Origin of the sequence: Blautia sp. MCC283 (assembly GCF_018785565.1) — a bacterium.
Lineage (GTDB): Bacteria > Bacillota > Clostridia > Lachnospirales > Lachnospiraceae > Blautia_A.
Genome location: NZ_WQQB01000006.1, coordinates 1 through 22,602 on the forward strand (window position 1 = coordinate 1; position 22,602 = coordinate 22,602).

Here is a 22,602-nt window from a genome sequence, read left to right on the forward strand (position 1 = left end):
AAAGGCCCTCCTAATGATATTTATTGTATCATAGAAGAACCTTATAAACATTATTTTACAGAAAAAGTTTCATACTCTCATTGGAATTTCTCCAAACAGTTCCCAAAGCGTTTCCAGCTCATCACTGGTGAAACATTCAGCTTCTTTCTGATGAACAATATGCAGACTTTCCGTCGTCCTACAGCGGGGACAGTATTCTGTGTCTGTATAAACATCAGGATTATCTCCAATCCAATGGCACTTACTGCATTTATATATCAGCATTCGTATACACCTTCTTCCCAATGATCCTTGGCCTTCTCGAAGAGACGTACCATTTCTTCTGGAGAAACATCCATTTGCGGCTTTTTATCTGAATCTTCAAAATCATCCTCCTGAAGCTCAAACCATGGATGATCATCCTCCGTCACATCTTCAAATCTTTCTTCCGGAAAACCTACTTTGGACGGAATAAAATATTCCCCATCCTGGAGGCAGTCTATGATCGACTGGATCTGATCCTCCGTATACCTGCCCGGAACAATCACCTTATTCTGCTTTTTGTAGTTCGAAGCATCCCTGTACTGGTAATTGATGCAGGTTGTCCGATATAAATGGGTGTAATAGCTGACATCCCTGTCATCCGGAACCAGCCCGTTTTCCGTCCATCCAGCCGGAACAATTTCACGTTCATCGAAATCATCTGATTCCAAGATGAATTCACCCGATGATGCAGCATCCTCTACCTGGGAAATGGCATCTTCGAAATTTTCGGCTTCTACGATAACAGTTCTTGCTAAAGTTTCCACAACTCTAATTGCATACTTCTTCATAATAAGTTCCTCCTAATTTTCAGAATCATCATCCAGATCAATATATACATAGCCATTATCCTGCCAGGAAAAACTATAAACAGGGCAGTAGCTGTAAAATTGTATCATGGCATCTTTTTTCTTTCCGGCTGCCAAAAGCGTAAATCCATCGCGGATACAGATGGTTGTATCCGCAGTGACAAATTCCGATTCTAATACATTTCTTACACGTTTCTGTTCCATATTCATTTCTCCTTATCGCATCAAGACTTTTCCTGCATCGTCAACGTAGAATTCATCTTCCAGACCTGTCTCGTAGAGATAGATGACTTTCTCTGCTACAGGAAGGCTATCTGCGACTTCCGATAAAATAGATTCTTTTGCGTCCATCTCCTCAGTCGCATCCATAAACTGTTCAATCAGTTCATAATAGTCTTCGTCTTCTTCATATTCCTTTGTTGAAATATAAGAAGACTTATCTTTCATGGTACTGCCAAACAATTTTTCCTGGCAGTCCGGACAGTATCCGGATTTGATAAATTCCCTTCCAAACTTGTCAACGTCCGGCATCCGGTCCTGAATCAGCCCTCCGTAGCAAACGTAATCAGACCACTGTTTTTCCTGAACCTCCGTTAAACGCATATAGTGGTCGATGCCACACATCGGACAGGTTTTCCTAATCGTCTTTACGTACTTCATAATAATTCCCTCCTAGATTTCCATGTGGTCTTCGATCATTTCATAAGTAATATGCGGATGTTTTTTGAAGAACAGGAACATTGCTTCTTCCATGCTTACCGCATTGATGAAACAGTAGTATCTGGTGCCTGCAAAATTGAGCAGTACCTCATACCGTCCGATATCCTCATGCGAGGTCCCATCATCTTCACGGTCAAGCTCCCGGTAAAGACACCCGTCATTATCCCAATACTGTTCCAGTTCTTCAGGAACTTCAATGTTCCCTTCGAAGAACCATGAACCATCACCGTGAAAATAATATCTGTTTTCATCACAGATCTCTGCCATATCCTCATCTGAAATTTCGTAAAGATAATCATATCCCATTTTTTCGTAACTGAGACAGATCTGGCTGAATATCTGTTTTACCATTTTTTCTGTCTTCTCCAGTACTGATGTGTTGATATCACGGATTCCCATGGATTCCAGTTCGTACTGAAATTCTTCTGCAAACTCTATCCGGTCAGCTATACAGAAGGCATACCGGCGGTTTACCGGAAGATCCACATAATCTTTGTATTCCTTCATGTAAAAACGCATGGTTTTGACTTCTTTTTCTGTCAGATAATCTTTGAGCCAGTCCAGCTCCGGCGCACGTCCACTACCAGGAATCGTAAATATGTCGTCCAGACTAGCTGAACCATAAATATTTACGCCATCTCCCTGGCAACTGGCCAAAGACCATTGAACCTTCAGCTCGCTGTTCGGAAATACCTGTTTTATGTCTTCCTCGTAGAAATCAGTCAATTGGAAAGACCGTGTCTCATCATTAAGATATTCCTGTTTTGCTTTTTCTTTAGCCGCTTCGGAAAGTTCCAAGTATTCATATACATTCAGGCTTTTTGTAAATGTAAACATATGCGATCCTCCTTATTACTCGGTCAAAATGACTGCACAGTCGAAAATTTTTTCCAGGAATTCCCGGCCCGACTCAGACAACTGGTAACATAAGATATCCCGGCCTTTGCTTCTGAGAGTTTTCTCCTCCATAAGGCCTTTTTCCATCAGTCCTTTTATACACATCAAGGTTTCTGATCCGGATGTAATATCTCTGCCCGACCATGAAGCATTTACACAGTAATAGTAATTTCTTTCCGCTTTGAATTTTCTGGTATTGGAAACCAGGTCGGCCCTTAATCCGATAGTGATCTTCATGACTTCAATTTCCTTTGCTGTAACTTTGACTTCCATAAAATTTCCTCCATAAGTTTTTTGATAGCGTATTCATTTTTATCTCCTTTCTTCATCATTTTGCTATCATCCTTAATATGTATTACGCCCGGATTTCCAAATGAAAAAAAGATAACAGCCACAGGAAATGACATATTAAAAGCAAAGAAAAAGCGTGGAGGGAAGTATGAAAATACATATTAATTTCGACATAAAAACTTCTGATGAAAGGAGATTAGATTCATGAAGAAACCTACAATTGTATTAAAGAGGAACGGAGAAGAAGCGGCATTTGACAGACAGAAGATTTATAATGCAGTCAGTGCTGCAAATAAAGAAGTTGACCCAATCCACCAGCTGAGCAGTTACCAGATGGACGCAGTTACTTCCATTGTGACAGAACAAATTGCAGAACTGCCGTATACGGTATCTGTAGAGGAAATCCAGGATATGGTGGAGATTGCCATCATGGAAATGCGTGGATATGAAGTTGCCCAGAAATATGTGCGTTACCGCCACAAACGGGAACTTGCCAGAAAATCCAATACTACGGATGACGGTATCCTTGCACTGATCAATCTTTCCAATGAAGAAATCAAACAAGAAAATTCCAATAAAAACCCTATCATTAACTCCACACAGAGGGATTATATGGCTGGAGAAGTCAGCAAAGACCTGACTAAAAGAGTCCTGCTGCCAGAAGATATCGTAAAAGCGCATGAAGAAGGTATTATCCATTTCCATGATTCGGATTATTTTGCCCAGAAAGAATATAACTGTTCTCTGGTTAACCTGGAAGATATGTTCCAGAACGGAACCGTAATCAGTGGAACAATGATCGAAACACCAAAAAGCTTTTTTACCGGCTGTAATGTGTCGACCCAAATTGTTTCCCAGGTAGCAAGCAACCAGTATGGAGGGCAGACCTTTACGCTTTCTCATCTGGCACCGCTTGTGGATGTATCCAGACAGAAAATCACAAAGAAAGTGAAAGAGGAACTAACTGCAAGCGGAGTTTTTGCGGATGAATCTCAGATTGCCATAATGGTAAATAAGCGCCTCCAAGAGGAAATTAAGAATGGAATCCAGACTATCCAGTACCAGTTGGTAACATTGATGACAACGAACGGACAGACCCCGTTTGTATCTGTTTTGATGTATCTGGATGAAGTACCAGAGGGACAGACACGCGAAGATCTTGCCATGATCATTGAAGAAATTTTAAAGCAGAGGATCCAGGGTGTGAAAAATGAAAAAGGGGTATGGGTCACACCGGCCTTCCCAAAGCTTCTGTATGTTTTGGATAAGGATAATATTACGGAAGATTCCAAATACTGGTATCTGACGGAACTGGCAGCTAAGTGTACTGCAAAACGAATGGTGCCGGATTATATTTCTGCCAAGGTGATGAGGGAACTGAAGCAGGGAGAAGTCTATCCATGCATGGGATGCCGCTCTTTTCTTACGGTGGAAGACTCCCAGCGTAACCCGGATGGAAGCCATAAATTTTATGGCCGTTTCAACCAGGGAGTAGTGACCATTAATCTTGTAGACGTGGCATGTTCTTCTAATGGCAATATGGAACAGTTCTGGAAGATTCTGGAAGAACGTCTGGAATTATGCCATCGGGCACTGCGCTGCCGCCACGAACGGCTTCTTCATACAAAATCTGATGTAGCACCAATCCTGTGGCAGCATGGGGCCATTGCAAGGCTGAAAAAGGGGGAAACGATTGATAAGCTGTTATATAATGGCTATTCTACAATTTCCCTTGGTTATGCCGGATTGTATGAGATGAGTGTCCGTATGACAGGCCATTCCCACACAGATCCACGGAGTAAGGATTTTGCCCTTGCAGTCATGCAGAAACTGAACGACAAATGCAAGGAGTGGAGAGCAGCAGAGAACATTGCGTATTCCGTATACGGTACATCAATGGAATCCACTACTTACAAATTTTCCAAATGCCTGAAAAAACGCTTTGGTGTTATTCCTGGAGTTACGGACAAGAATTATATTACCAACAGCTATCATGTCCACGTAACAGAAAAAATAGATGCTTTCAGTAAACTGAAGTTTGAAGCAGAATTTCAGAAGCTTTCTCCTGGCGGAGCAATCAGCTACGTGGAAGTCCCAAATCTGCAGAATAATATTCCTGCGGTCCTGTCTGTGATGAAATTTATTTATGAAAACATCATGTATGCGGAACTGAATACCAAGAGTGACTATTGTGAGAACTGCGGATATGATGGGGAGATTAAAATCGTAAAGGATGATTCTGGAAAACTGGTATGGGAGTGCCCAAACTGCGGAAACAGGAACCAGAGTAAAATGTCTGTAGCCCGCAGAACCTGCGGCTACATTGGCACACAGTTCTGGAATCAGGGACGTACCCAGGAAATCAAGGACAGGGTCATGCATATGTCGTGCGGAACTGTTGATTGAAAAGCACAAACCCCGAAAACTCCCGAAAAAATTTTTTTCGCCGTAACTCTCGAAAAAATTTTTGAGGAAAAATGACATTTTCTAGAATAAATAACATGAAGGAGTGGAATTTTCTGCTCCTTTTTTTTAACGGGAAAATAACATCTTGACTGGAACTGAAGAGATATACCTTACCGAAAAATTTTCAGCTCTGTTTACGAATGTCGAGCGGGAATTTCCCGGCTTCAGCCGTGGAGAGGATGTCAACAGACACACAACCTAATGGACGACATGGATACACTTACCGGCAATGAAGCAGCCTTCTGGCTGCTTTTTTCTTTACGCTTTCCCAAGAATACATATTAACCATGACAATAAAATTTTGAGAACAGGAGAATAAATCAAAATATTGTCAAAATTTGCAGAACTATATTTCAAACCTAAGGAGGAGCTTTATGACCAAAGAAGAACTGCAGCGAAAATTAGAAACCGGCTGTTTTACTCTCATGGATATCCTTTCAGAAATTAACGGAGAAGACTGCTTAATTTATAAGGAAAACTGGGAAATTTCTGATCATATCATTTACATCCCGGATTATTTCCTAAATGAGATCTGTTATAGCAGGAGACCTGATCCTGAAGAACTCCGGAATATAATCCGAAACTGCTATACCGGAAAGGATTTTCTGGATATCTGCAAAGGGGATGAAAAAAAAGCAGAAAATTTGTTTTCTATCTGCCGGTGGCAGCATCCGAACATACAGGATTTGTATGACCTTACTTATGAGGAGGATAAAGCATGAGAACAATTACGCAATATCAGTGCGAAAAATGCAGGAAAATTTATCCTACATCCCATGAAGCCTTTTTGTGTGAATCAGAGCATTATGGGATTTCGGTAGAAGAATACGGACAATGGCTCGCACTCAAAAAATTAGCAGAAAAAACCGGGAAAATCGTCAGTATTTCTAAAAACGAAAAAACAGAAGCTGATTTTGATAATTCCATCCACAGACTTCTGGAATTCGAAAAAAAACATCACCTGGAGGATAAAAATGGCACTTTTTAGTAAAGAACAAATATCTGTCCTTCATAATACGAGGCAGTATTTTGTTAAAAATCTTTTGAAAAACATTGGGCCTACTGAAGTTATTGAGCATCATTCCAGCAGGGTAAAAGACAATGACAGTATTGCAAACAAATTGTGGGGAAAACAGCTTAATGCTACGGTAGACAATGCACTGAATTACCTTACCGATATCATCGGTGTCCGGATTGTCGTCCATTTTATTGGCGATGTCTATGATATTGCTTCGAAAATCCGTTCGCAGTATGGAATCCTGGAGGAAATAGATTACATCACAAACCCAAAGGATAACGGTTACCGAAGCTTACATATGATTGTAAATGCACCCGTGCAGACAAAAGATGGATGCAATGGGAGGGTGATTCCTGTTGAAATCCAGATCCGTACCGTTGCCATGGACTGCTGGGCCAGTCTGGAGCATCAGATGTTTTACAAAAAAGAAGAGTGTGAACGGATGGAACTGGCAAGGAAAGAACTTCTTCACTGTGCTGAAACATTGTTTTCTACGGACATGAAAATGGAGGCTATCCAATCGATTATCCAGAAGACAGAAAAATAACAAGGAGGCGCTGAATTTGGATAACAAAACATATTTTGGCATGCCTGTTTCTAATATGGCTATCCTTTCGGGCATTGTCGAACGGAATCCTTTTTACAAGGAAACCTATGAAAAAGGAAAACGGCGTCAGTATGCTACTTTTCTCTTAAAAATACCGAAGATTTATAGAGATGGAGAATTTGACTCCATCCGTATAAGGGCCTATGACATGAATGCTGTTTATGTGAACGAAAATATTTTTGAAAAGATGGAAGTGGAAATCCAGGGATACCTTCACAATTATACCTACCTCACGGATGAAGGGATAAAGGTATGGGCTTTATGCGTTGTGGCAGACGATCTTGTTGTTACAAACGCTGAACGCCCACAGGTAATGGATGGTGAACGTTATATCCCTATCGTGTTTCCGGAATGGATGGAAAAGGAAATGAATGAGATTTTCAAGTAATTCCATATTTTTCTTATAAGAACAGGCTACATTTTGGTATCCCATACATATTACGTTCGGATTGTTGTAAGCAATTTTTTGAAAGGACGGAAGGAGAATCTATATGAAGAAGATTATAAAAAAGGGCGTTGTAGTGTTTTTGGTTTTTATCTGGGCATTAAGTGGATGTTTAATTGACAGCCAGAACTGGATATTATTCTTTTCCATAAACATGATCAGCATAGGACTATTATTCTTTATTGCGTTTTTAGATGGCTATGTGTACTAGCTTTTACATGACAATATTTTTAGAAAGGACTGTCAAACGACAGCCCTTTTTCTTTTACTCATTTTTTTCTGCATCAAGATCTTCTTCAGAATCCACGGTTTCTTCCGATTCTGCTTCAGTCTCGTTTTCTGACGTTCCTTCTTCTGCTTTGCCTTCCGGTTCAGAATCTGCTTTCATTTCAACAAAAACTGTTTCCAAATGGCAGTATTTGGAATCACCAAGCCCAAGAATCATCACAAAAATAGTATTCAGAAGCACCAGTCCAACTGTAAACCAAGGACCATGTCCAAAGCATACGGACAGGTGGTTCATCAGGCGGACACTCCACACCAGCATGGCAATCCCAAACAATAGAGCAATGACGCCGAAAATGCCACTGACGCCGGCAGCAAGCCCCATGAATATATAGTATGCAAGCAGTATTGCCACATAAATCCAGAACTGTTTAGTTTCCCATACCATATCAAACAATACATAAATGTTGTAGATTGGAATCAGGCATTTCCACCCAGGTCTTCCTGCTTTTGTATAAATTTTCCAGTTTGCAACAATGGAAAGCACTGCAAGCACAACACCAATCAGGCAGACCACTCCAAGATACGCTCCCAGAAAAGAAAACAAAAACATTTCATCAGATGAATACATATAATTTTCCTCCTTTCCCTGCTTAACGCAGAATTTCGATATTAATATGTCATTTCATTTTAATTTCATCAAAAAAAGTTTCCTATAAAAATCAGCCATCTGGAAAAATAAATGACATATTAAGAAAAAAGGACAAGAGTGATATTATATGACAGAGAAAGAGACAGAACAGGATTATATAGTTTATACCGATGGCGGCTGTGCTGTAAACCCAACCGGGCCTGGCGGAATAGCAGTTGTGATTATTGATACAAATACAGGAGAAATTACGGAAATTTCCAAAGGATATAACTGTACAACGAATAACCGCATGGAAATTATGGCAGTTATTACAGCTGCAGAGTTCATAAAAGAAGGCACAGTTTCCCTGTATTCAGATTCCCAGTATGTCCTGAATACCCTATCTGGAAAATTTCGAAAAAAACAGAACCAGGATCTTTGGAAAAAGCTGGACGACGTAAGCAGAAATATCCAGTTCGATCTCCACTGGATCAAAGGGCATAGCGGAGACCACTATAACGAACAATGCGACAGGATGTGTCAGGAAGCTATGTATGACCTGGAACACATGGAAGAAGATGCTGGATATATAGAAATCAGGCGTTCCAGAAAAGAGTTCATGGAAAATGTATCTAACCAGGCTGCAAAGCCGGAAAATTCCATGCATAAACAAATCGAACTTCCGGAAAAATTCAATTTGGAACAAATCCATCTGATGCCTGCAAAAGAATACGCAAAATTGTATCAGACAAGCGAAACCTGTGCGAAAAAATTATTCGAATTCAAAATGTATGGATCAACCACGTTCCAGGCATATATGGGACTAAAATCCGGAAATGATTCCTGGTCAAGAAAGAAAAAAGAGGCACTCCTCGAAGGGCTTCCAGATCCGGATGAGATATGGCAGATTGTGACTTCCTATATACCAGAAGAATCTGATGCTTTCGTATGCCTGCGCTGGTATCGCAGGAGGCTTCCATTGTACCATGCGATTCGGAAAACACTTGTTGCTATTGAGATACGAAACAATTGTTACAAAAGTTAGGAGGAAATCATCATATGCTTGCTTCTCAGATACCAAATAACCAGCTTAACCCTTTCCAGATGCGTCCATCCCAGATCAGAGCGCACCTGGATGAATATGTGATCGGACAGGAAAATGCAAAAATAGCTTTATCTGTTGCTGTTTATAACCACTATAAAAGAATCAGCCAAGTGCAATGGACTGAAAACAGTGGAATTGAAATACAAAAGTCAAACATTCTTATGGTAGGTCCTACCGGAAGCGGAAAAACATACCTGGTACAGACCCTCGCCAAAGTCCTGGGAGTTCCGTTTGCCATGGCTGACGCAACCTCCCTTACAGAAGCCGGTTATGTCGGTAAAGATGTGGAAGACATTCTTTCCAGACTGCTTGAAAACGCAAACCGGAATGTTGCCAAAGCCGAGCAGGGAATTGTTTATATTGATGAAATTGATAAACTTGCCAAGAAAAGTGCCTCTTCGAATTCTACAAAAGAAAGGGATATTGCCGGAGAGGGCGTACAGCAGGCCCTGCTTAAAATACTGGAAGGATCAGTGATTGAAGTTCCTGTCCGTTCCTCCATATCAGCAGCACAGCCTGGCGTAAGATCTATGGCCAAAATTGATACCACCAATATTTTGTTTATCTGCGGAGGAGCGTTTGAAGGATTGACTGAAGATACTATTCCAAAATCAGAAAAGAGTAATATCGGATTTATAAAAGAACCAGTTGAAATCCCAAAAACTCTTAAAATAGAGCCATCTGACATTATAAAATATGGATTTATGCCTGAATTTGTCGGAAGGCTTCCTGTCATTACAAAACTTGAGCCACTTGACAAAAAAACTATGATCCGCATTCTGACAGAACCTAAAAACGCTATTATCAAACAGTATCAGCAGCTTCTTGCCATGGACGGCATCCGACTGAAATTTGACCAAGGAGCACTTGACTATATTGCGGAAAAAGCATTAAAAAACGGCAGCGGTGCCAGAGGACTCCGTTCCATTATTGAATCTTTCATGACCAAAATCATGTATGATGCACCGGATATGTACTGGACAGAGTGCTTACAAATCATGGAAAGCACTGTGGAAACCGGTGTCCCAATGGTTTTGCAAAAAAATATTCCTGAAGACCTGTCAGAGTATTCCTGATTTTTTTGCTATTTTAAAAAAAATCTTACATATTAAGTACGGGAGTTGCCCATAAGCTCTTTTTAATCCTAAAGTCGGAAGTCCGCTGGCTGTTTCAGCCGGCGGATATTTCGTTTAATCGTTTTTCATCTTGTCTTTAGCTGGAAAATGTGGCATAGTATTAAGAATGAGCACTTTTTAGAAGAGGAGGGTATTTTTCTATGATATTGATTGCTGCTGTAGATGACCGGATGGGTATGAGCTTTAACCACCGCAGAGTCAGCCAGGATAAAGCAGTAACAGAAAAAATAATGGATCTTACAGACGGTAAAGTTTTATGGATGAATCCTTATTCTTCCAAACTATTTGGGCTGGAACATCCACAAATTAATATTGATGAGGATTTTTTTAGGGAGGCTGCAATGGGAGAGTATTGCTTCACAGAAACAGTGGATCCGGTAGAATCCGAGAAGTGGACAGAACAAATCATCCTGTTCCGATGGAACCGAAAATATCCTGCTGATACACATTTTTCCATTGACCTGAATCAGTGGGAAATGGTTTCGTCTGAAGATTTTCCCGGAACATCCCATGACAAAATAACAATGGAGGTATACACCCATGCAGATTAACTTAAAAAAATTTGCAGCACCAGTTCTTCTGGCTTTCAGTATGGTTTTCACCAGCTGCGGGCCTGTACAGGCAGATTCTGTCAGCCTTTCTGATATTCCAGAATATAGTGGAGACGCCTATGTCACTTTGAACGATAACGTGCCAGACTTCCCGGAATCTGATTTCACTTCGGAATCCTTCGAAACATATTGCGATCTTGATTCCCTTGGCAGGTGTAGTACTGCTTATGCAAATATCGGACAGGACCTGATGCCTACAGAAAAACGAGGCTCCATCGGGCAGGTAAAACCGAGTGGATGGCACACGGTTAAATATGACAACGTAGATGGAAAATATCTTTATAACCGCTGCCACCTGATCGGATACCAGCTGACCGCTGAAAATGCAAATGAAAAGAATCTGATTACCGGAACCAGATACCTGAATACGGAGGGCATGCTTCCTTTCGAAAACATGGTTGCTGACTACATCAAAGAAACAGACAACCATGTATTATACCGTGTCACACCAATTTTCGACGGAAACAACCTGGTGGCATCCGGCGTACAGATGGAAGCAAAATCAGTGGAAGATGAAGGCGAAGGTATTCTATTCAATGTTTTCTGCTATAACGTGCAGCCTGGTATTTCCATAGATTATGCAACAGGTGACAGCTGGCTCGCCAGTGAAGCCACTTCCGGCGAAGCGTCAGAAAGTGCTGCGGAATATATTCTTAATACTAATTCCAAAAAATTCCATAAGCCATCCTGTTCCAGTATATCCCAGATCAGCGATGAAAATAAACAGGACTATCAGGGATCAAGAGAAGACCTGGTTGCACAGGGATATGAACCATGCAAAAAATGCAATCCGTAAAAAGTAAAACCGTCTGTTCATGAGCAGGCGGTTTTATTGTTGCCATATTCAGATATTTATTATGCCGTTATTGGCATAATTAGTTTGTTATATGCCACTTATGACATTTTCTCATCTCTGATACATTCTGTTCTGCAGGCTTTCAGCCTGTTGTCTCTGCATCTGTCGCATCATTTCTTCCTGCTGCCTCTGCATCTGTAACTGCTGCTGAAGCATCTGTTCTCTCTGCAGTTCCTGCTGCCGGAGCATATCCTGCTGCATGAAAAAATCATCCATACTGATCCCTCCTCTTTTTCTTTAATATGTCGTTTTCCTCCTGCCAAAAGAAAATTTCTTATTTTCTACAAAAAAAGACATATTAGAAAGAAAAAGGAGTGAACAAAAATGAAAAGAACTATTCAGAAACTATCCATTTTTCTAACGGTATTCTGCCTGTTGTTTTCAGCAGTACCGGCACAGGCGGCATCTCCCGCGATCAGTAAAAAAGCAGTTACCATAACGGTAGGAAAATCTGCCACCCTGAAAGTGAACAATGCCAAAGGAAAGATTACATGGAAGTCATCGAACCCCAAAGTTGCAGCAGTCAGTAAATCCGGCAAAGTTACCGGTAAAAAGGCCGGTACCGCAAAAATAACCGCCAATGTCGGCAAGAAAAATTATACCTGTAAAGTCACTGTAAAGAAAGCTATAAAGATTTCAAAAATCCAGTTAAACAAATCCAAACTGACATTAAATACAGGAACTACGTATAAAATAAAAGTGTCTGTTTCTCCATCAAAAGCCACTGACAAAACAGTTGTTTGGAAAAGCAGCAGCCAGAGCATTGCATCCGTTGACAGCAAAGGCCTTATAACAGCAAAAAAAGCCGGTACTGCTATCATTACAGCAAAAGCAAAAGATGGCAGTGAAAAGAAGGCAACCTGTAAAGTTACGGTTAAAAAAGCGAAGGAACCCAAGACAAACAGAGTAAAAAAGCTGACACTTCATTCCAAGAAAAGTGTAAACATAAATGGAACGCTTCAGTTAAGCGTTGACATACAGCCGGATGGATTAAAGAAAACATTTACCTGGAAATCCAGTAATCCGAAAATCGCAACTGTATCCAGCAAAGGACTTGTAAAAGGTGTTTCATCCGGAACCGTTAAAATCACTGCTACCACAAATGACAAATGGAAAGATTCCATTTCTGCATATATTACAGTCGCTAAGCCGCAGGAAACTCCAATCCCGGCACCTGGTCCAGAACCATCACCAAAACCGGAACCTGTTCCACAGAAAACAGTATCCAGAATTGAAGCAGTATGCTCTCTAAAAACAGCAGGATCTGTAAAAGATGTAAACAGTTCTAACTTAAAGGTCTACGAAATCTTTTCAGATGGTTCTAAAAGTGAGCTGAAAAGCTATTCAGTAAAGGGGCAGTATGACAAGGATACCGTTTCCTATAAGTTTACCGTAACTACCACGGATGGAAAGTTCCAGGATACCTTTTCTGTAAAGGCAGATGCGGTAGTTTCCGAAATTATACTGGTAGACCTTGATGTTTCCTGCAGTATTAAAGAAGCAGAACCGGGATATCAATTCAAAACATCAGATTTTACTGTAAAAGGCATTTATTCAAATGGTTCCAGAAACAACATCGGGTTTAAAGTAGATATTTCCTACACAGACGGTTTTTACCGGGCTATAATCACTTCGGGAAATATTACCAAAACACTTTCTATCCCAGTAAAAAAAGCTTCCCAGCCAACTGTAACGAGCCTGTCGTATTCCCTTAACCCGTCTTATATATATGTTGGTGCAAACCTGTCTGCAGGACAGCTGAAAGTCACTGCTAAATATTCCGACGGATCACAGAAAGAAGTAAGAGACTATACAACAACGTTTACCCCTCAGTCCTCTGCCGGAATCTATTCTTTTGATGTTATCTGGAAAGATATAAGAAAAACACTTTCTATCACAGTCAAAGAAAAAGAAGTTCCAAAGCCTACGCTGACAGGCCTGGACGCAAAATTTAACCGCAGTTATATTTATTCAGATGAAACCCCGTCAGCTTCAGATATTGTTCTGACTGGTACCTACAGCGATGGAAGCAGCAGGCCTATTACAGATTATACTTATGATTTTTCCCCTGCAGCCGGGCATTTACAGAAAGCAACATTGACGATTCATTGCGCAGGAAAAGATATGTCTATCCGTATCACATCCATTGTAAAAACCGAGCCCAAATCTGTGGAATTCAAGTTTGTAAATTCCCCAATAGGTACCGGAGAAAGTATTAACCGGAACAACATAACTCTGACCGTTACGGATTATGCAGGCAACGTAACAACCCCGACGGATTTTACCATTGATTATTCCCCGAAGACAGAGCCTGGAACATATCCTTTTTCTGTTTCTTACAAAGGATTCTCAGAATCATTCAAAGTTACCGTAATCCAAAAGAACTGATCAGCTATAAGGAGGAAGTGCCCATTTGGTACTTCCTTTTTCTTATAGCAAACATCCCAATTTCAAAAAATCCTACATATTAAAAATGTAGGAGGCCAAAAAATGCCAGCAAAAAAAATTCCTACATATTAAATACACGAAGAAGGTGGTTGCTGCCAGTTTCCCTACATTCTTCAAAAATCATATTTCACAGGAGGAGCTTATATGTTCAAATCTATCAGAACTGCGTTCCACATTAAGGAACTACGAAAAAAACTGTTATTTACCATGCTAATGGTCCTGCTGGTCCGAATTGGATCCCAGCTGCCCGTTCCGGGAATAGACGCCACTTATTTCAAAAAATGGTTTTCCCAGAATACATCCGATGCCTTTAATATTTTTTCAGCTTTTACAGGAGGCTCTTTCGAGAATTTCTCTGTATTTGCGCTTGGAATCACCCCATACATCACTGCATCCATCATCATCCAGCTTCTTACCATTGTCATTCCGGCGTTGGAGCAGTATCAGAAAGATGGGGATTACGGAAGAAAGAAGATAGAATGGATTAACCGCTGGACTGCAGTCGGGTTATCATTCGTAGAAAGTGTCTGCATGTCATATGGTTTTGGAAAATCCGGTCTTATCCCAAATATGTCGATCTTAAGAGGCATCATCATTGTTATCTGCCTTACCGGAGGAAGCGGACTTATGATTTTCATGGGCGAGATGATCAAAAAACACGGTATTGGAAATGGTATTTCCATTATTTTGGCAGTGAATATCTTATCCAGGATTCCAAACAGCATGGCTGCACTCTTTGAAACATTTGTACTCAATAAAACCCTCGCAAAAGGATGTTTAGCAGCATGTATCATTATTGCAGTCATTATAGGTACTATCGTACTTGTGGTAATTTTAAATGACGGACACCGTGATATACCCGTACAATACTCCCAGAAAATGAACGGTAGGAAGCTTACCGGCGGCCAGGCATCTAAAATTCCAATCAAAGTAAATGTAGCAAATGTCATGCCGGTAATTTTCGCTTCTTCCTTATTATCCATTCCACAGATGATTGCTTCTTTTACAGGAAAAGGGTACGGAAGCGGGATCAGTAAGATCATACTGGAATGCGTAAACCAGAACAACTGGTTTAATCCATCCAAGCCTTTCTGTTCCATCGGGCTGGTATTTTATATTATCATGATTTACTTTTTTGCTTATTTTTACACTTCCATTTCTTTCAATCCTATGGAAGTGGCTGCCAACCTAAAAAAGAGTGGGGGATGCATACCCGGACTCAGGCCAGGAAAGCCAACCGAGGAATACCTTGCAAAAGTAATCAGCCATATGGTCGTAATCGGGGCAACAGCTCTTATGGTTATTGTATTTATCCCGACTATTTTTAACGGGCTGTTTGGGGCAAATGTATCCTTTGGCGGAACATCCATTATTATTATCGTCGGTGTAGCTCTTGAAACACTGGAACAGATCGAGTCCCAGATGCAGGTACGGAAACACGAAGGATTTTTAACCGGAAGGAGAGGATTTTAATGAGAGAATTTTTTAAAGGCGTAAAAACAGACTGGAATAAAATTATCTGGTCTGATAAGAAAACACTTATCCGTGAAACAGCGGCAGTTGTAGCGTTCAGTATTGTCCTTGGCATCGCAATAGTCGGAATCGATACAGTTACACAATATGGCGTCAATTTTATTACCGGTCTTATCAAATGAAAGGAGAAAGTATGTTCTTACTTAATGAAGGTGAAGTAAAAGTTTTCCGAGTCTTAATCAAGCATGTAGAAGAAAAGAAGGGAAGCAGAAATGTTTACAGCAATGTTGTTTTCACCGATGGAGAAGCGGAAATGGCAGCCAATATCTGGGTATCCGCAACCGAATTCCCATACGAAGGCAAAGTTGTTGACCTTACCTTAACCATGAAAAATGGCTATATTAACATCAAAGGAGCAGTCATTGCTCCCGATGGCGACCCGGCAGAGTATGTGCGGCATGCCCCTATTGATCCGGATCAGGGTATGAACATGATTTACCGCTGTATCTCAGGAATGAATAATCCGGATCTGAAATCCATAACGGAATACCTGATCCGGCAAAATGAACCTGATTTCCGTAAATGGACTGCTGCCAAGTCTGTCCATCATAATTATCTGAACGGGCTGCTTTATCATATCTGCCGGATTATTGCCAATATCAAAACGCTTTCCTCTGTGTATGCGTTAAATTACGATCTCTTAATGTCAGCAGCGATCCTTCATGATATCGGAAAACTGCGGGAGCTGCAGATGGACAATCTTGGCAACGCGGAATACACAATAGAAGGCAATCTATATGGACATTTATATCTTGGTGCTGTTATGATCAGAGAAGCGTGCAGTGCATGTGGAATTGATGAGAATTCCAAAACAATTCAGTTACTTATCCATATGATTCTTTCACATCATGGAAAAATGGAATATGGCGCAGTGAAAACGCCAGCTACCAGGGAAGCATATGTGCTTCATATCCTGGATGACCTGGACAGCAAACTCTGGATCTACGAAGATACCATGAAAAACACGGAACCTGGTACTTTCTCACAGCCAAACCGCTGGCTTGATGGGGCAGTAGTATATAATACAGATGCTAATCTGAATATGCATTAATGGTATATTCTTTATCCAACAGGCAGGATATCTGTCATCAGGGATCTTGCCTGTTTTTTTATGATATCAGTTATTTCGAGAAATAAATCATTAACCCTATAACTGCCAGACTAATCAACTCATGAATTTTATTAAAGCACAATAAAATCCACTGGTCTCCTCTAAAGCCCCCCCCTTTTTAAATATACTGACATTGAAAAAAGCTGTATTTCTGCTATAATTTTATATACAATAAGTGATTTCAGAAGGAGGCTATCTTATATGAATACAGAAGAATTCTGCAAGTATTACCATGCTTTTATTATAGAAAGAGCAATATCAGTAAAAAAAACAGATGTTCCAAAAGAATCAAATAATACAATCCAGAATGCAATCATCAGTCGCAATGAATGTATGAATCCAGAAGATTTTCAGAAAAAGGTTCTATACAGTTGTTGGAATATACCGCAAAGATGGGCAGAAGCTGTGAATCACTTAATAGACAATGATCTTAATGCACCCGGAAAAACAATTAAAAAGGGAATTATCTCTGATATTTTTTCAATTACAGACCTTCGTGAAAGAGAAGCATTTGTAAATCACGAATTTGGAGAAGATTCGATTTCTAATGATGAAGATCGAACAATATATGAAAGATATTTTCAAAACAAAACATTGGAAAATTTTAACCTTTCAAGACAAGCTTTGGGCGATATGGCAGTTAAATGTTATGGTGGCGGCAGATTTACCCGTAATGTAATTGACCAATGGATTAATAAAGGGTCCGTTCCTCTGGATAGAATCAAAGTTATAAAACTGGCTTTCTGGGCAAAATGCACACTTGAAGAGACAAATAAACTTCTTGAGTGTGCAGGCATGCATAAGCTGTATTTGAAAGGTACTGGAATCAGTGCTACTTTGCAGAATTCACTGCAAGATATTGTTTACATTTTCATGCTGAAAAACAAATGTTATTCGTTTGCAACAGCTCAGGAACTCATTGATCAATTAGACTATCATCTGTTGAAAACTGCACAGGTAGAAGAAAGTAAAGAAGAAAAAAACGATATATCAACTAAAAATCTGCTTAATGAGCTTAATAATCTAAGTCTCAATCAAGCCAGGTTTATTGAATATTTTAAAAAGTATCTTCCTTATTTTTTTTCTTCTTACAATACACTATATGGAAATCTTGCAAAGGAATTTACCGATAAATATTACATTTGCAAAAACAACCAGATGGATGATTCCCAAAATTCTATTCGTATATTGACAAGCAGTATCCTGAGAATTTCCATAGAAGACGGCGGAACAAATCTGTCCACTGATGGGAATAAAATTATAGTAGTCAACAATGGTAAGTGGAAAAATAGTTTGATTAATTTATTATATGCATCATTCGGAATTAAAAAAGATCAAAAAAAGCAGAAAAAAAAGCGGGAAAAACTAAAAGAACAAGGCAAAGAACCTGAACCAATTGAAAAGAATATGGAGCGTATCTTTGATCGTAATGACATCATTACCATGGGACTTATATTAAACAGCAGTAAAGAACAAATCAACAATTTCCTTAATCTGGCCCAGGAGCCTCCTTTGTATGCGAGAAATTTTATTGAGAATATCGTCATGATAGCATCTGACAATACAACGGATTATGTCTGCGAAGTGGCAGTCCAAAACCTTATTGATCGATTTACAAGTGTTTACAGCGATTGTTATGAAATCACAAGACAGGAATTTGCCGATGCGTTATTTGCCTTTCAGCGGTTTTCCCATTTTCCTTCTAAATACGAAAATGAATATAAAGATTTAGCCGATACCATTACTGCTATGAAATCTCTACAGAAATATGGCTGGATCAAGTCTGTTTTTGTAGTTTCTGAAATATACCCTGTAAAAAGTTTTGACCTCCTTTGTCTTAAAACTTTAACAGAAGCAGATAAAGAAAAATTAAAAAAGACACTTGCCCGCATAGACAAACCAGTCAGAAAATCCAGACCAAATCCTGAATCAAATGCATGTCAAAATCTATTTGTAATCAAAGTGAATTTCAGGTATGTGATAAAAAATCAACGACGCAAAACTAAGAAACCCCTTGAACCTGCTGAAATAACCATTTATTTAAAGAAACTCCAGATTGTACGCCCAATGTCATTCCGTTATTCCAAAGAGTTACTTTCTCTGTATCCGGAAAATGTAATGTTTGATTTTCTGGTAAGGAAAACATCTTTTTATTTAAAAGATAACGATTTCAGAAAATATTTAATATAATTTTAGAGAAGTATCATATTTTTTAAAAGGAGAAACTAATTTATGAGTTATCTTTGCATTTTTGATGGAGATTTTACTTATTATAATGAGTCTGACTATTTCAAAGAAGGAGAATCGTATATCCTTGAAAAGAAAGACCTGGAATATGAAACAACTATATCTTTATGTTTAGATCCAACGCACCAGAATATCAGTATAAAGCAAAGACGGATCTCGTCCCTTTATCAAAATTTGTATTATACAGAATTTTTTAATGAACTTCCAACCCAGTTTAATAACCACAGCATCTCAAATGAAACTTTTCCTATTTCCATGAATGGAAACTTACTCAATGTGTTTTCCTTTATGCGGAAAGATCCATATAATTCGGAGAAGATTTTTCCAGTAGCATTTATGTTTTTATCTGCCCGTGATGATAACTGGGATTTTTATTCTATGGAATATGAGACCATTAAAGTCGGCGGAAGTTATATGGAGTGCGACATCTATCTGAATGATGTGCCGTATGATTTCCTTACCTTCAGTTATAATCCAGGGCACGAAAAGTTCCAACTGGATGTTTCTGAAGAAGCCAGGAACAATTTCTTCCTCATCAATGATGACAACACCATGGAACCTCTTGAAAATGAATTATTACTGGAAGAATCTAAGACATACCGTTTTATTTATAACGACAAATATACATTTATAGTAGGAGGATCATTTATCCTATATGCCAGATTATAAACTTTTTTTTTCTGCTGCTGGTGAAACACGCAAAGGGATTAACCATGAAAATAATGAGGACAATTTTCTAATTGGGTCTCATTATAAAAAAGAATGCGATGCAGACAGAGATTCTTTTTCCTTTACAGCTACCAACCGTTGCCGGTATAGTCTGTTTGCAGTGTTTGACGGGATGGGCGGCGGTCCTTATGGAGAATATGCATCCTTATATGCAGCAGAAGAGTTCTACAATGTACATATGAAACTAAATGACAAACTTTCCCCGGAACGGGTATCCTGCATGATCTTGGACGCTTTCCAAACAGCCAATAACAGAATCGTCCGGAGCCCATATATGATTCTTGGCACAACAGCAGCAGTCTGCGTGCTGGATCGCGAAAAAGAATCGGTAAAATTTTTTTGGTCCGGTGATTCCAGAGGTTATTTGTACCGGGATAAAATTCTTTTCCAAATGACAGAAGACCAGTCTAAAGCTGCTTTATCGGTCAAAAATGGATTATATTCCAAAGACGACCCACGCTATAGGTCCGACATTAACAAATTAACGGCTTTCATTGGAATGGATGCATATGGCTATGAGTTTCATCCCTTGGAAACTGCATGGGTCTCGTTGAAAGCGAATGATATGATTTTTTTGATGACCGATGGGATTTCTTCCGTATGCAGCAACCCTAATATACGATCTGCTGTACAAAAAAATATAGAACCATTTGCGGTTGGTTCACTGCTCTGTACTGCCAGTGCATCTAATTCGCTGGATGACCTTTCAGTGGTACAAATCAAAATATATTCGGAAAAACATGAGGAAGAATGATATGGGAGTGTTTGAAAATAAAAACTACAATTATTCTTTGACAGAAATAAAAGATGAAAACGAAAGAGAAGCAATCCGAAAAGCAAAAATGGAAGCTGTGAAAGAATTTTTCAAAGCTGATACCATTACAGAACTCGGAACCGGATCTGGTGGCAGGACAATCGTTTATCAGGCAAACCATTATGCGGTAAAACTGATTTGTGGTGTCACCCAAAAATGTAACGGCGAAAATCTGAAAAGTAAAATGACTGAATTAGATAACTTAATTGCAGAAAACCTTAATATTAACAAAAATTTTTGTCGTGAAATGATAAACATGACCAAATTAAGCAGCATAACTGACAATGCTGCAGGGAAACTTAATATAATCCCCTTTACCGGAACTTCTACACGTCTTTCATGGAAATGTGATAGCTTTAATAGAATTGGAGTGGACTATGCGATTCAAATGCCATTGGCAAAATGTTTGACCGATGAAATGGATACCTATAAATTCCAGAAACAGGATATCAGAAAAGAAAATCCAGAAAATCTTATCAAAATCCTTACTGTCGGTATTGATCTCTGTGATGCCCTTATTGTAATGCACCAAAACAAACTCATTCATCAGGATATCAAGCCGCAAAATATTTTTCTGTACCATGATAATTACTGCCTTGGGGACTTCAGTATTGTTAGAGAAGAGGACAACCCTCAATTTTTCCAGGAAGGTACCAGAAATTACTGGACTCCAGAACAGGCAAATGGAACGTTAGTTGACCATCGATGCGATATTTATTCATTGGGTCTGGTACTTTATGAACTGGCAGACACAGTTCCGATTCACAAATATTATGAGCAAAGAATAGATGGTAAAAAACTTCCTGAACTTGAATCAGATGTTCCAGAAGGCTTGAAAAAAATTTTGTCAAATGCCTGTGAATATGAGCCTGATTTTCGTTACCAGACAGCAGAGGCAATGAAAAAAGATTTGTGCAGACTGAAGGAAGATCCAAGTTACACCCCTGGCTCAACCAGGGATAACTATTGTTCTCCCCGAAAAGCAGCGGTACAGCCAAGTGCACCACGAATGACATCAGGTATCAGTCAGTCATCCCGAAATATCATTCAGAGCGGAGCAATAAATTTTCGACGGAAACGACAAGCAAATAGATTTTTGCGTCCAGAAACTGCATGGAAAGCCGGAAAATTATGGTACGAAGAAAGCCAGAAGGCTGGAAGCAGATTTGCAGAACTGAAAATCGATGAGAAGATTATGCCATTATCTTCCCATTTTTCCCATGTGACAGATTTCCCGATCCGCGTTTCAGAAAGCACAGACGATGCCGCAAAACAAAAACCTTTGTCCGACATTCTGAAAGATGTGGAAAATTTTCACAATATGTACTTGATTGGGGAGGGTGGAATCGGAAAGACAACTGCTTTAAATTCTATTATGGAGCGTACCTACAAGAATAAAGCTTACCACGCAACAGAAAATGAAAAAAACGTAATACCTTTGTTTGTAGAACTCTCCAAAGCCCCAGCAGATTACTGCAATGCCTATCATGCTTCCCATTCGACTTTTATTCAGAGGTATCTATACATGCTGCTTGGCTCTGTTGATAAACAATCTCTTCTTTCTGAAAATGCCGAAGAAATGTCAAGGATCATGGGGAAAGACGATACTTCCATTATGGAAAGCGTTGGACAGCTTCTGAACACGGATGAAGACCATACGCAGTATCTCTTACTGCTGGACGGATTAAATGAGGTTTCTAAAAAGCAGCTTTCTACAAAAGAAAAAGATTTCCTTGGCACTCCATCAGAACTCATTGTAGAAGAAATAAAAGAGCTGCTGGAAAAACATAAGAATATTACAGTCATTATCACAAGCCGGGCGGATGAAACCTTGAGTGATCTGGATGATTCCTTTGAACGCCTTTATTTAACCGGTGTCAGC

Annotated in this window: 25 protein-coding genes; 18 read left to right on the forward strand and 7 right to left on the reverse strand. The window is 39.6% G+C overall.

Translation table 11 applies throughout. From position 1 onward, the window contains the following. Positions 1-257 precede the first annotated feature (257 nt). From GPK81_RS02020 to GPK81_RS02040, 5 genes are read right to left on the reverse strand one after another with little or no spacing between them, the layout of a single operon-like run. A complete protein-coding gene (locus tag GPK81_RS02020; protein WP_215706431.1) occupies positions 258-812 on the reverse strand; it encodes a DpnD/PcfM family protein in 555 nt (184 codons plus the stop codon). Between the two features lie 12 nt (positions 813-824). Continuing rightward, entirely contained in the window at positions 825-1,034 is a 210-nt protein-coding gene (locus GPK81_RS02025) for a hypothetical protein (protein WP_215706432.1), read from the reverse strand. 12 nt (positions 1,035-1,046) lie between these two features. Next, positions 1,047-1,490, reverse strand: coding sequence for a hypothetical protein (locus GPK81_RS02030; RefSeq protein ID WP_215706433.1), 444 nt, complete (start codon positions 1,488-1,490; stop codon positions 1,047-1,049). A gap of 12 nt (positions 1,491-1,502) precedes the next feature. Continuing rightward, the gene (locus GPK81_RS02035) at positions 1,503-2,387 is read right to left on the reverse strand and encodes a hypothetical protein (RefSeq protein WP_215706434.1); all 885 of its coding nucleotides are present in this window, start codon (positions 2,385-2,387) and stop codon (positions 1,503-1,505) included. A gap of 15 nt (positions 2,388-2,402) precedes the next feature. Further along, positions 2,403-2,720, reverse strand: a complete 318-nt coding sequence (locus GPK81_RS02040; protein ID WP_215706435.1) for a hypothetical protein — start codon at positions 2,718-2,720, stop codon at positions 2,403-2,405. Positions 2,721-2,942: 222 nt separating this feature from the next. Between GPK81_RS02040 and nrdD the strand changes: the two genes are divergently transcribed. The 6 genes from nrdD (at position 2,943) to GPK81_RS02070 (ending at position 7,485) form a co-directional block, all read left to right on the forward strand. Further along, the gene (nrdD, locus tag GPK81_RS02045) at positions 2,943-5,144 is read left to right on the forward strand and encodes an anaerobic ribonucleoside-triphosphate reductase (RefSeq protein ID WP_215706436.1); all 2,202 of its coding nucleotides are present in this window, start codon (positions 2,943-2,945) and stop codon (positions 5,142-5,144) included. 434 nt (positions 5,145-5,578) lie between these two features. Continuing rightward, a complete protein-coding gene (locus GPK81_RS02050) occupies positions 5,579-5,926 on the forward strand; it encodes a hypothetical protein (RefSeq protein WP_215706437.1) in 348 nt (115 codons plus the stop codon). Continuing rightward, positions 5,923-6,192: a hypothetical protein gene (locus GPK81_RS02055; RefSeq protein WP_215706438.1), complete on the forward strand. Its 270-nt coding sequence runs from the start codon at positions 5,923-5,925 to the stop codon at positions 6,190-6,192. Before GPK81_RS02050 ends, GPK81_RS02055 begins: the two co-directional genes overlap by 4 nt. After that, positions 6,179-6,769, forward strand: coding sequence for a GTP pyrophosphokinase (locus GPK81_RS02060; RefSeq protein ID WP_215706439.1), 591 nt, complete (start codon positions 6,179-6,181; stop codon positions 6,767-6,769). The genes GPK81_RS02055 and GPK81_RS02060 overlap by 14 nt, the downstream gene beginning before the upstream one ends. Positions 6,770-6,785: 16 nt before the next feature. After that, positions 6,786-7,217: a hypothetical protein gene (locus GPK81_RS02065; protein ID WP_215706440.1), complete on the forward strand. Its 432-nt coding sequence runs from the start codon at positions 6,786-6,788 to the stop codon at positions 7,215-7,217. Positions 7,218-7,320: 103 nt separating this feature from the next. After that, entirely contained in the window at positions 7,321-7,485 is a 165-nt protein-coding gene (locus tag GPK81_RS02070; RefSeq protein ID WP_215706441.1) for a hypothetical protein, read from the forward strand. 54 nt (positions 7,486-7,539) lie between these two features. Here GPK81_RS02070 and GPK81_RS02075 read toward each other — a convergent pair whose 3' ends face one another. Beyond that, positions 7,540-8,130, reverse strand: coding sequence for a DUF5684 domain-containing protein (locus GPK81_RS02075; RefSeq protein ID WP_215706442.1), 591 nt, complete (start codon positions 8,128-8,130; stop codon positions 7,540-7,542). A gap of 148 nt (positions 8,131-8,278) precedes the next feature. Between GPK81_RS02075 and GPK81_RS02080 the strand changes: the two genes are divergently transcribed. The 4 genes from GPK81_RS02080 (at position 8,279) to GPK81_RS02095 (ending at position 11,778) form a co-directional block, all read left to right on the forward strand. After that, complete coding sequence (locus GPK81_RS02080; RefSeq protein WP_215706443.1) at positions 8,279-9,175, forward strand: ribonuclease H family protein; 897 nt, start codon at positions 8,279-8,281, stop codon at positions 9,173-9,175. Positions 9,176-9,189: 14 nt separating this feature from the next. Continuing rightward, positions 9,190-10,311 carry an ATP-dependent Clp protease ATP-binding subunit ClpX gene (gene clpX, locus GPK81_RS02085; RefSeq protein ID WP_215706444.1) on the forward strand — a complete coding sequence of 374 codons (1,122 nt, stop codon included), beginning with the start codon at positions 9,190-9,192 and terminating at the stop codon, positions 10,309-10,311. Positions 10,312-10,511: 200 nt separating this feature from the next. After that, the gene (locus GPK81_RS02090; RefSeq protein ID WP_215706445.1) at positions 10,512-10,922 is read left to right on the forward strand and encodes a ribonuclease Z; all 411 of its coding nucleotides are present in this window, start codon (positions 10,512-10,514) and stop codon (positions 10,920-10,922) included. A gap of 40 nt (positions 10,923-10,962) precedes the next feature. Beyond that, the gene (locus GPK81_RS02095; RefSeq protein ID WP_252196574.1) at positions 10,963-11,778 is read left to right on the forward strand and encodes a DNA/RNA non-specific endonuclease; all 816 of its coding nucleotides are present in this window, start codon (positions 10,963-10,965) and stop codon (positions 11,776-11,778) included. A gap of 111 nt (positions 11,779-11,889) precedes the next feature. Here GPK81_RS02095 and GPK81_RS02100 read toward each other — a convergent pair whose 3' ends face one another. Further along, the gene (locus GPK81_RS02100) at positions 11,890-12,054 is read right to left on the reverse strand and encodes a hypothetical protein (RefSeq protein ID WP_215706447.1); all 165 of its coding nucleotides are present in this window, start codon (positions 12,052-12,054) and stop codon (positions 11,890-11,892) included. A gap of 108 nt (positions 12,055-12,162) precedes the next feature. Between GPK81_RS02100 and GPK81_RS02105 the strand changes: the two genes are divergently transcribed. The 8 genes from GPK81_RS02105 to GPK81_RS02140 form a co-directional block, all read left to right on the forward strand. Further along, complete coding sequence (locus tag GPK81_RS02105) at positions 12,163-14,226, forward strand: Ig-like domain-containing protein (RefSeq protein ID WP_215706448.1); 2,064 nt, start codon at positions 12,163-12,165, stop codon at positions 14,224-14,226. A 204-nt stretch (positions 14,227-14,430) separates the two neighbouring features. Further along, on the forward strand, positions 14,431-15,759 hold the full coding sequence (secY, locus tag GPK81_RS02110) for a preprotein translocase subunit SecY (protein WP_215706449.1): 1,329 nt from the start codon (positions 14,431-14,433) through the stop codon (positions 15,757-15,759). Then, complete coding sequence (gene secE, locus GPK81_RS02115; protein ID WP_215706450.1) at positions 15,759-15,941, forward strand: preprotein translocase subunit SecE; 183 nt, start codon at positions 15,759-15,761, stop codon at positions 15,939-15,941. Before secY ends, secE begins: the two co-directional genes overlap by 1 nt. A gap of 11 nt (positions 15,942-15,952) precedes the next feature. Beyond that, on the forward strand, positions 15,953-16,870 hold the full coding sequence (locus GPK81_RS02120) for an HD domain-containing protein (RefSeq protein WP_215706451.1): 918 nt from the start codon (positions 15,953-15,955) through the stop codon (positions 16,868-16,870). A gap of 261 nt (positions 16,871-17,131) precedes the next feature. Further along, positions 17,132-19,120, forward strand: coding sequence for a hypothetical protein (locus GPK81_RS02125; protein ID WP_215706452.1), 1,989 nt, complete (start codon positions 17,132-17,134; stop codon positions 19,118-19,120). A 42-nt stretch (positions 19,121-19,162) separates the two neighbouring features. Further along, entirely contained in the window at positions 19,163-19,846 is a 684-nt protein-coding gene (locus GPK81_RS02130) for a hypothetical protein (protein WP_215706453.1), read from the forward strand. Next, complete coding sequence (locus GPK81_RS02135; RefSeq protein ID WP_215706454.1) at positions 19,833-20,660, forward strand: PP2C family protein-serine/threonine phosphatase; 828 nt, start codon at positions 19,833-19,835, stop codon at positions 20,658-20,660. Before GPK81_RS02130 ends, GPK81_RS02135 begins: the two co-directional genes overlap by 14 nt. A gap of 7 nt (positions 20,661-20,667) precedes the next feature. Further along, on the forward strand, positions 20,668-22,602 hold a 1,935-nt coding region (locus GPK81_RS02140; protein WP_215706455.1), incomplete at its 3' end, for a protein kinase domain-containing protein.

Bases quoted from the DNA above. Each gene is read 5' to 3' on its own strand.
- GPK81_RS02080 (WP_215706443.1), top strand. From the start codon at position 8,279: ATGACAGAGAAAGAGACAGAACAGGATTATATAGTTTATACCGATGGC.
- GPK81_RS02055 (WP_215706438.1), top strand. From the start codon at position 5,923: ATGAGAACAATTACGCAATATCAGTGCGAAAAATGCAGGAAAATTTAT.
- GPK81_RS02125 (WP_215706452.1), top strand. From the start codon at position 17,132: ATGAATACAGAAGAATTCTGCAAGTATTACCATGCTTTTATTATAGAA.
- GPK81_RS02025 (WP_215706432.1), bottom strand. From the start codon at position 1,034: ATGGAACAGAAACGTGTAAGAAATGTATTAGAATCGGAATTTGTCACT.
- GPK81_RS02135 (WP_215706454.1), top strand. From the start codon at position 19,833: ATGCCAGATTATAAACTTTTTTTTTCTGCTGCTGGTGAAACACGCAAA.
- GPK81_RS02075 (WP_215706442.1), bottom strand. From the start codon at position 8,130: ATGTATTCATCTGATGAAATGTTTTTGTTTTCTTTTCTGGGAGCGTAT.
- GPK81_RS02040 (WP_215706435.1), bottom strand. From the start codon at position 2,720: ATGGAAGTCAAAGTTACAGCAAAGGAAATTGAAGTCATGAAGATCACT.
- GPK81_RS02095 (WP_252196574.1), top strand. From the start codon at position 10,963: ATGGTTTTCACCAGCTGCGGGCCTGTACAGGCAGATTCTGTCAGCCTT.
- secY (WP_215706449.1), top strand. From the start codon at position 14,431: ATGTTCAAATCTATCAGAACTGCGTTCCACATTAAGGAACTACGAAAA.
- GPK81_RS02100 (WP_215706447.1), bottom strand. From the start codon at position 12,054: ATGGATGATTTTTTCATGCAGCAGGATATGCTCCGGCAGCAGGAACTG.
- GPK81_RS02130 (WP_215706453.1), top strand. From the start codon at position 19,163: ATGAGTTATCTTTGCATTTTTGATGGAGATTTTACTTATTATAATGAG.
- GPK81_RS02050 (WP_215706437.1), top strand. From the start codon at position 5,579: ATGACCAAAGAAGAACTGCAGCGAAAATTAGAAACCGGCTGTTTTACT.
- GPK81_RS02070 (WP_215706441.1), top strand. From the start codon at position 7,321: ATGAAGAAGATTATAAAAAAGGGCGTTGTAGTGTTTTTGGTTTTTATC.
- clpX (WP_215706444.1), top strand. From the start codon at position 9,190: ATGCTTGCTTCTCAGATACCAAATAACCAGCTTAACCCTTTCCAGATG.
- GPK81_RS02030 (WP_215706433.1), bottom strand. From the start codon at position 1,490: ATGAAGTACGTAAAGACGATTAGGAAAACCTGTCCGATGTGTGGCATC.
- GPK81_RS02020 (WP_215706431.1), bottom strand. From the start codon at position 812: ATGAAGAAGTATGCAATTAGAGTTGTGGAAACTTTAGCAAGAACTGTT.
- GPK81_RS02035 (WP_215706434.1), bottom strand. From the start codon at position 2,387: ATGTTTACATTTACAAAAAGCCTGAATGTATATGAATACTTGGAACTT.
- nrdD (WP_215706436.1), top strand. From the start codon at position 2,943: ATGAAGAAACCTACAATTGTATTAAAGAGGAACGGAGAAGAAGCGGCA.
- GPK81_RS02105 (WP_215706448.1), top strand. From the start codon at position 12,163: ATGAAAAGAACTATTCAGAAACTATCCATTTTTCTAACGGTATTCTGC.
- GPK81_RS02090 (WP_215706445.1), top strand. From the start codon at position 10,512: ATGATATTGATTGCTGCTGTAGATGACCGGATGGGTATGAGCTTTAAC.
- GPK81_RS02060 (WP_215706439.1), top strand. From the start codon at position 6,179: ATGGCACTTTTTAGTAAAGAACAAATATCTGTCCTTCATAATACGAGG.
- secE (WP_215706450.1), top strand. From the start codon at position 15,759: ATGAGAGAATTTTTTAAAGGCGTAAAAACAGACTGGAATAAAATTATC.
- GPK81_RS02120 (WP_215706451.1), top strand. From the start codon at position 15,953: ATGTTCTTACTTAATGAAGGTGAAGTAAAAGTTTTCCGAGTCTTAATC.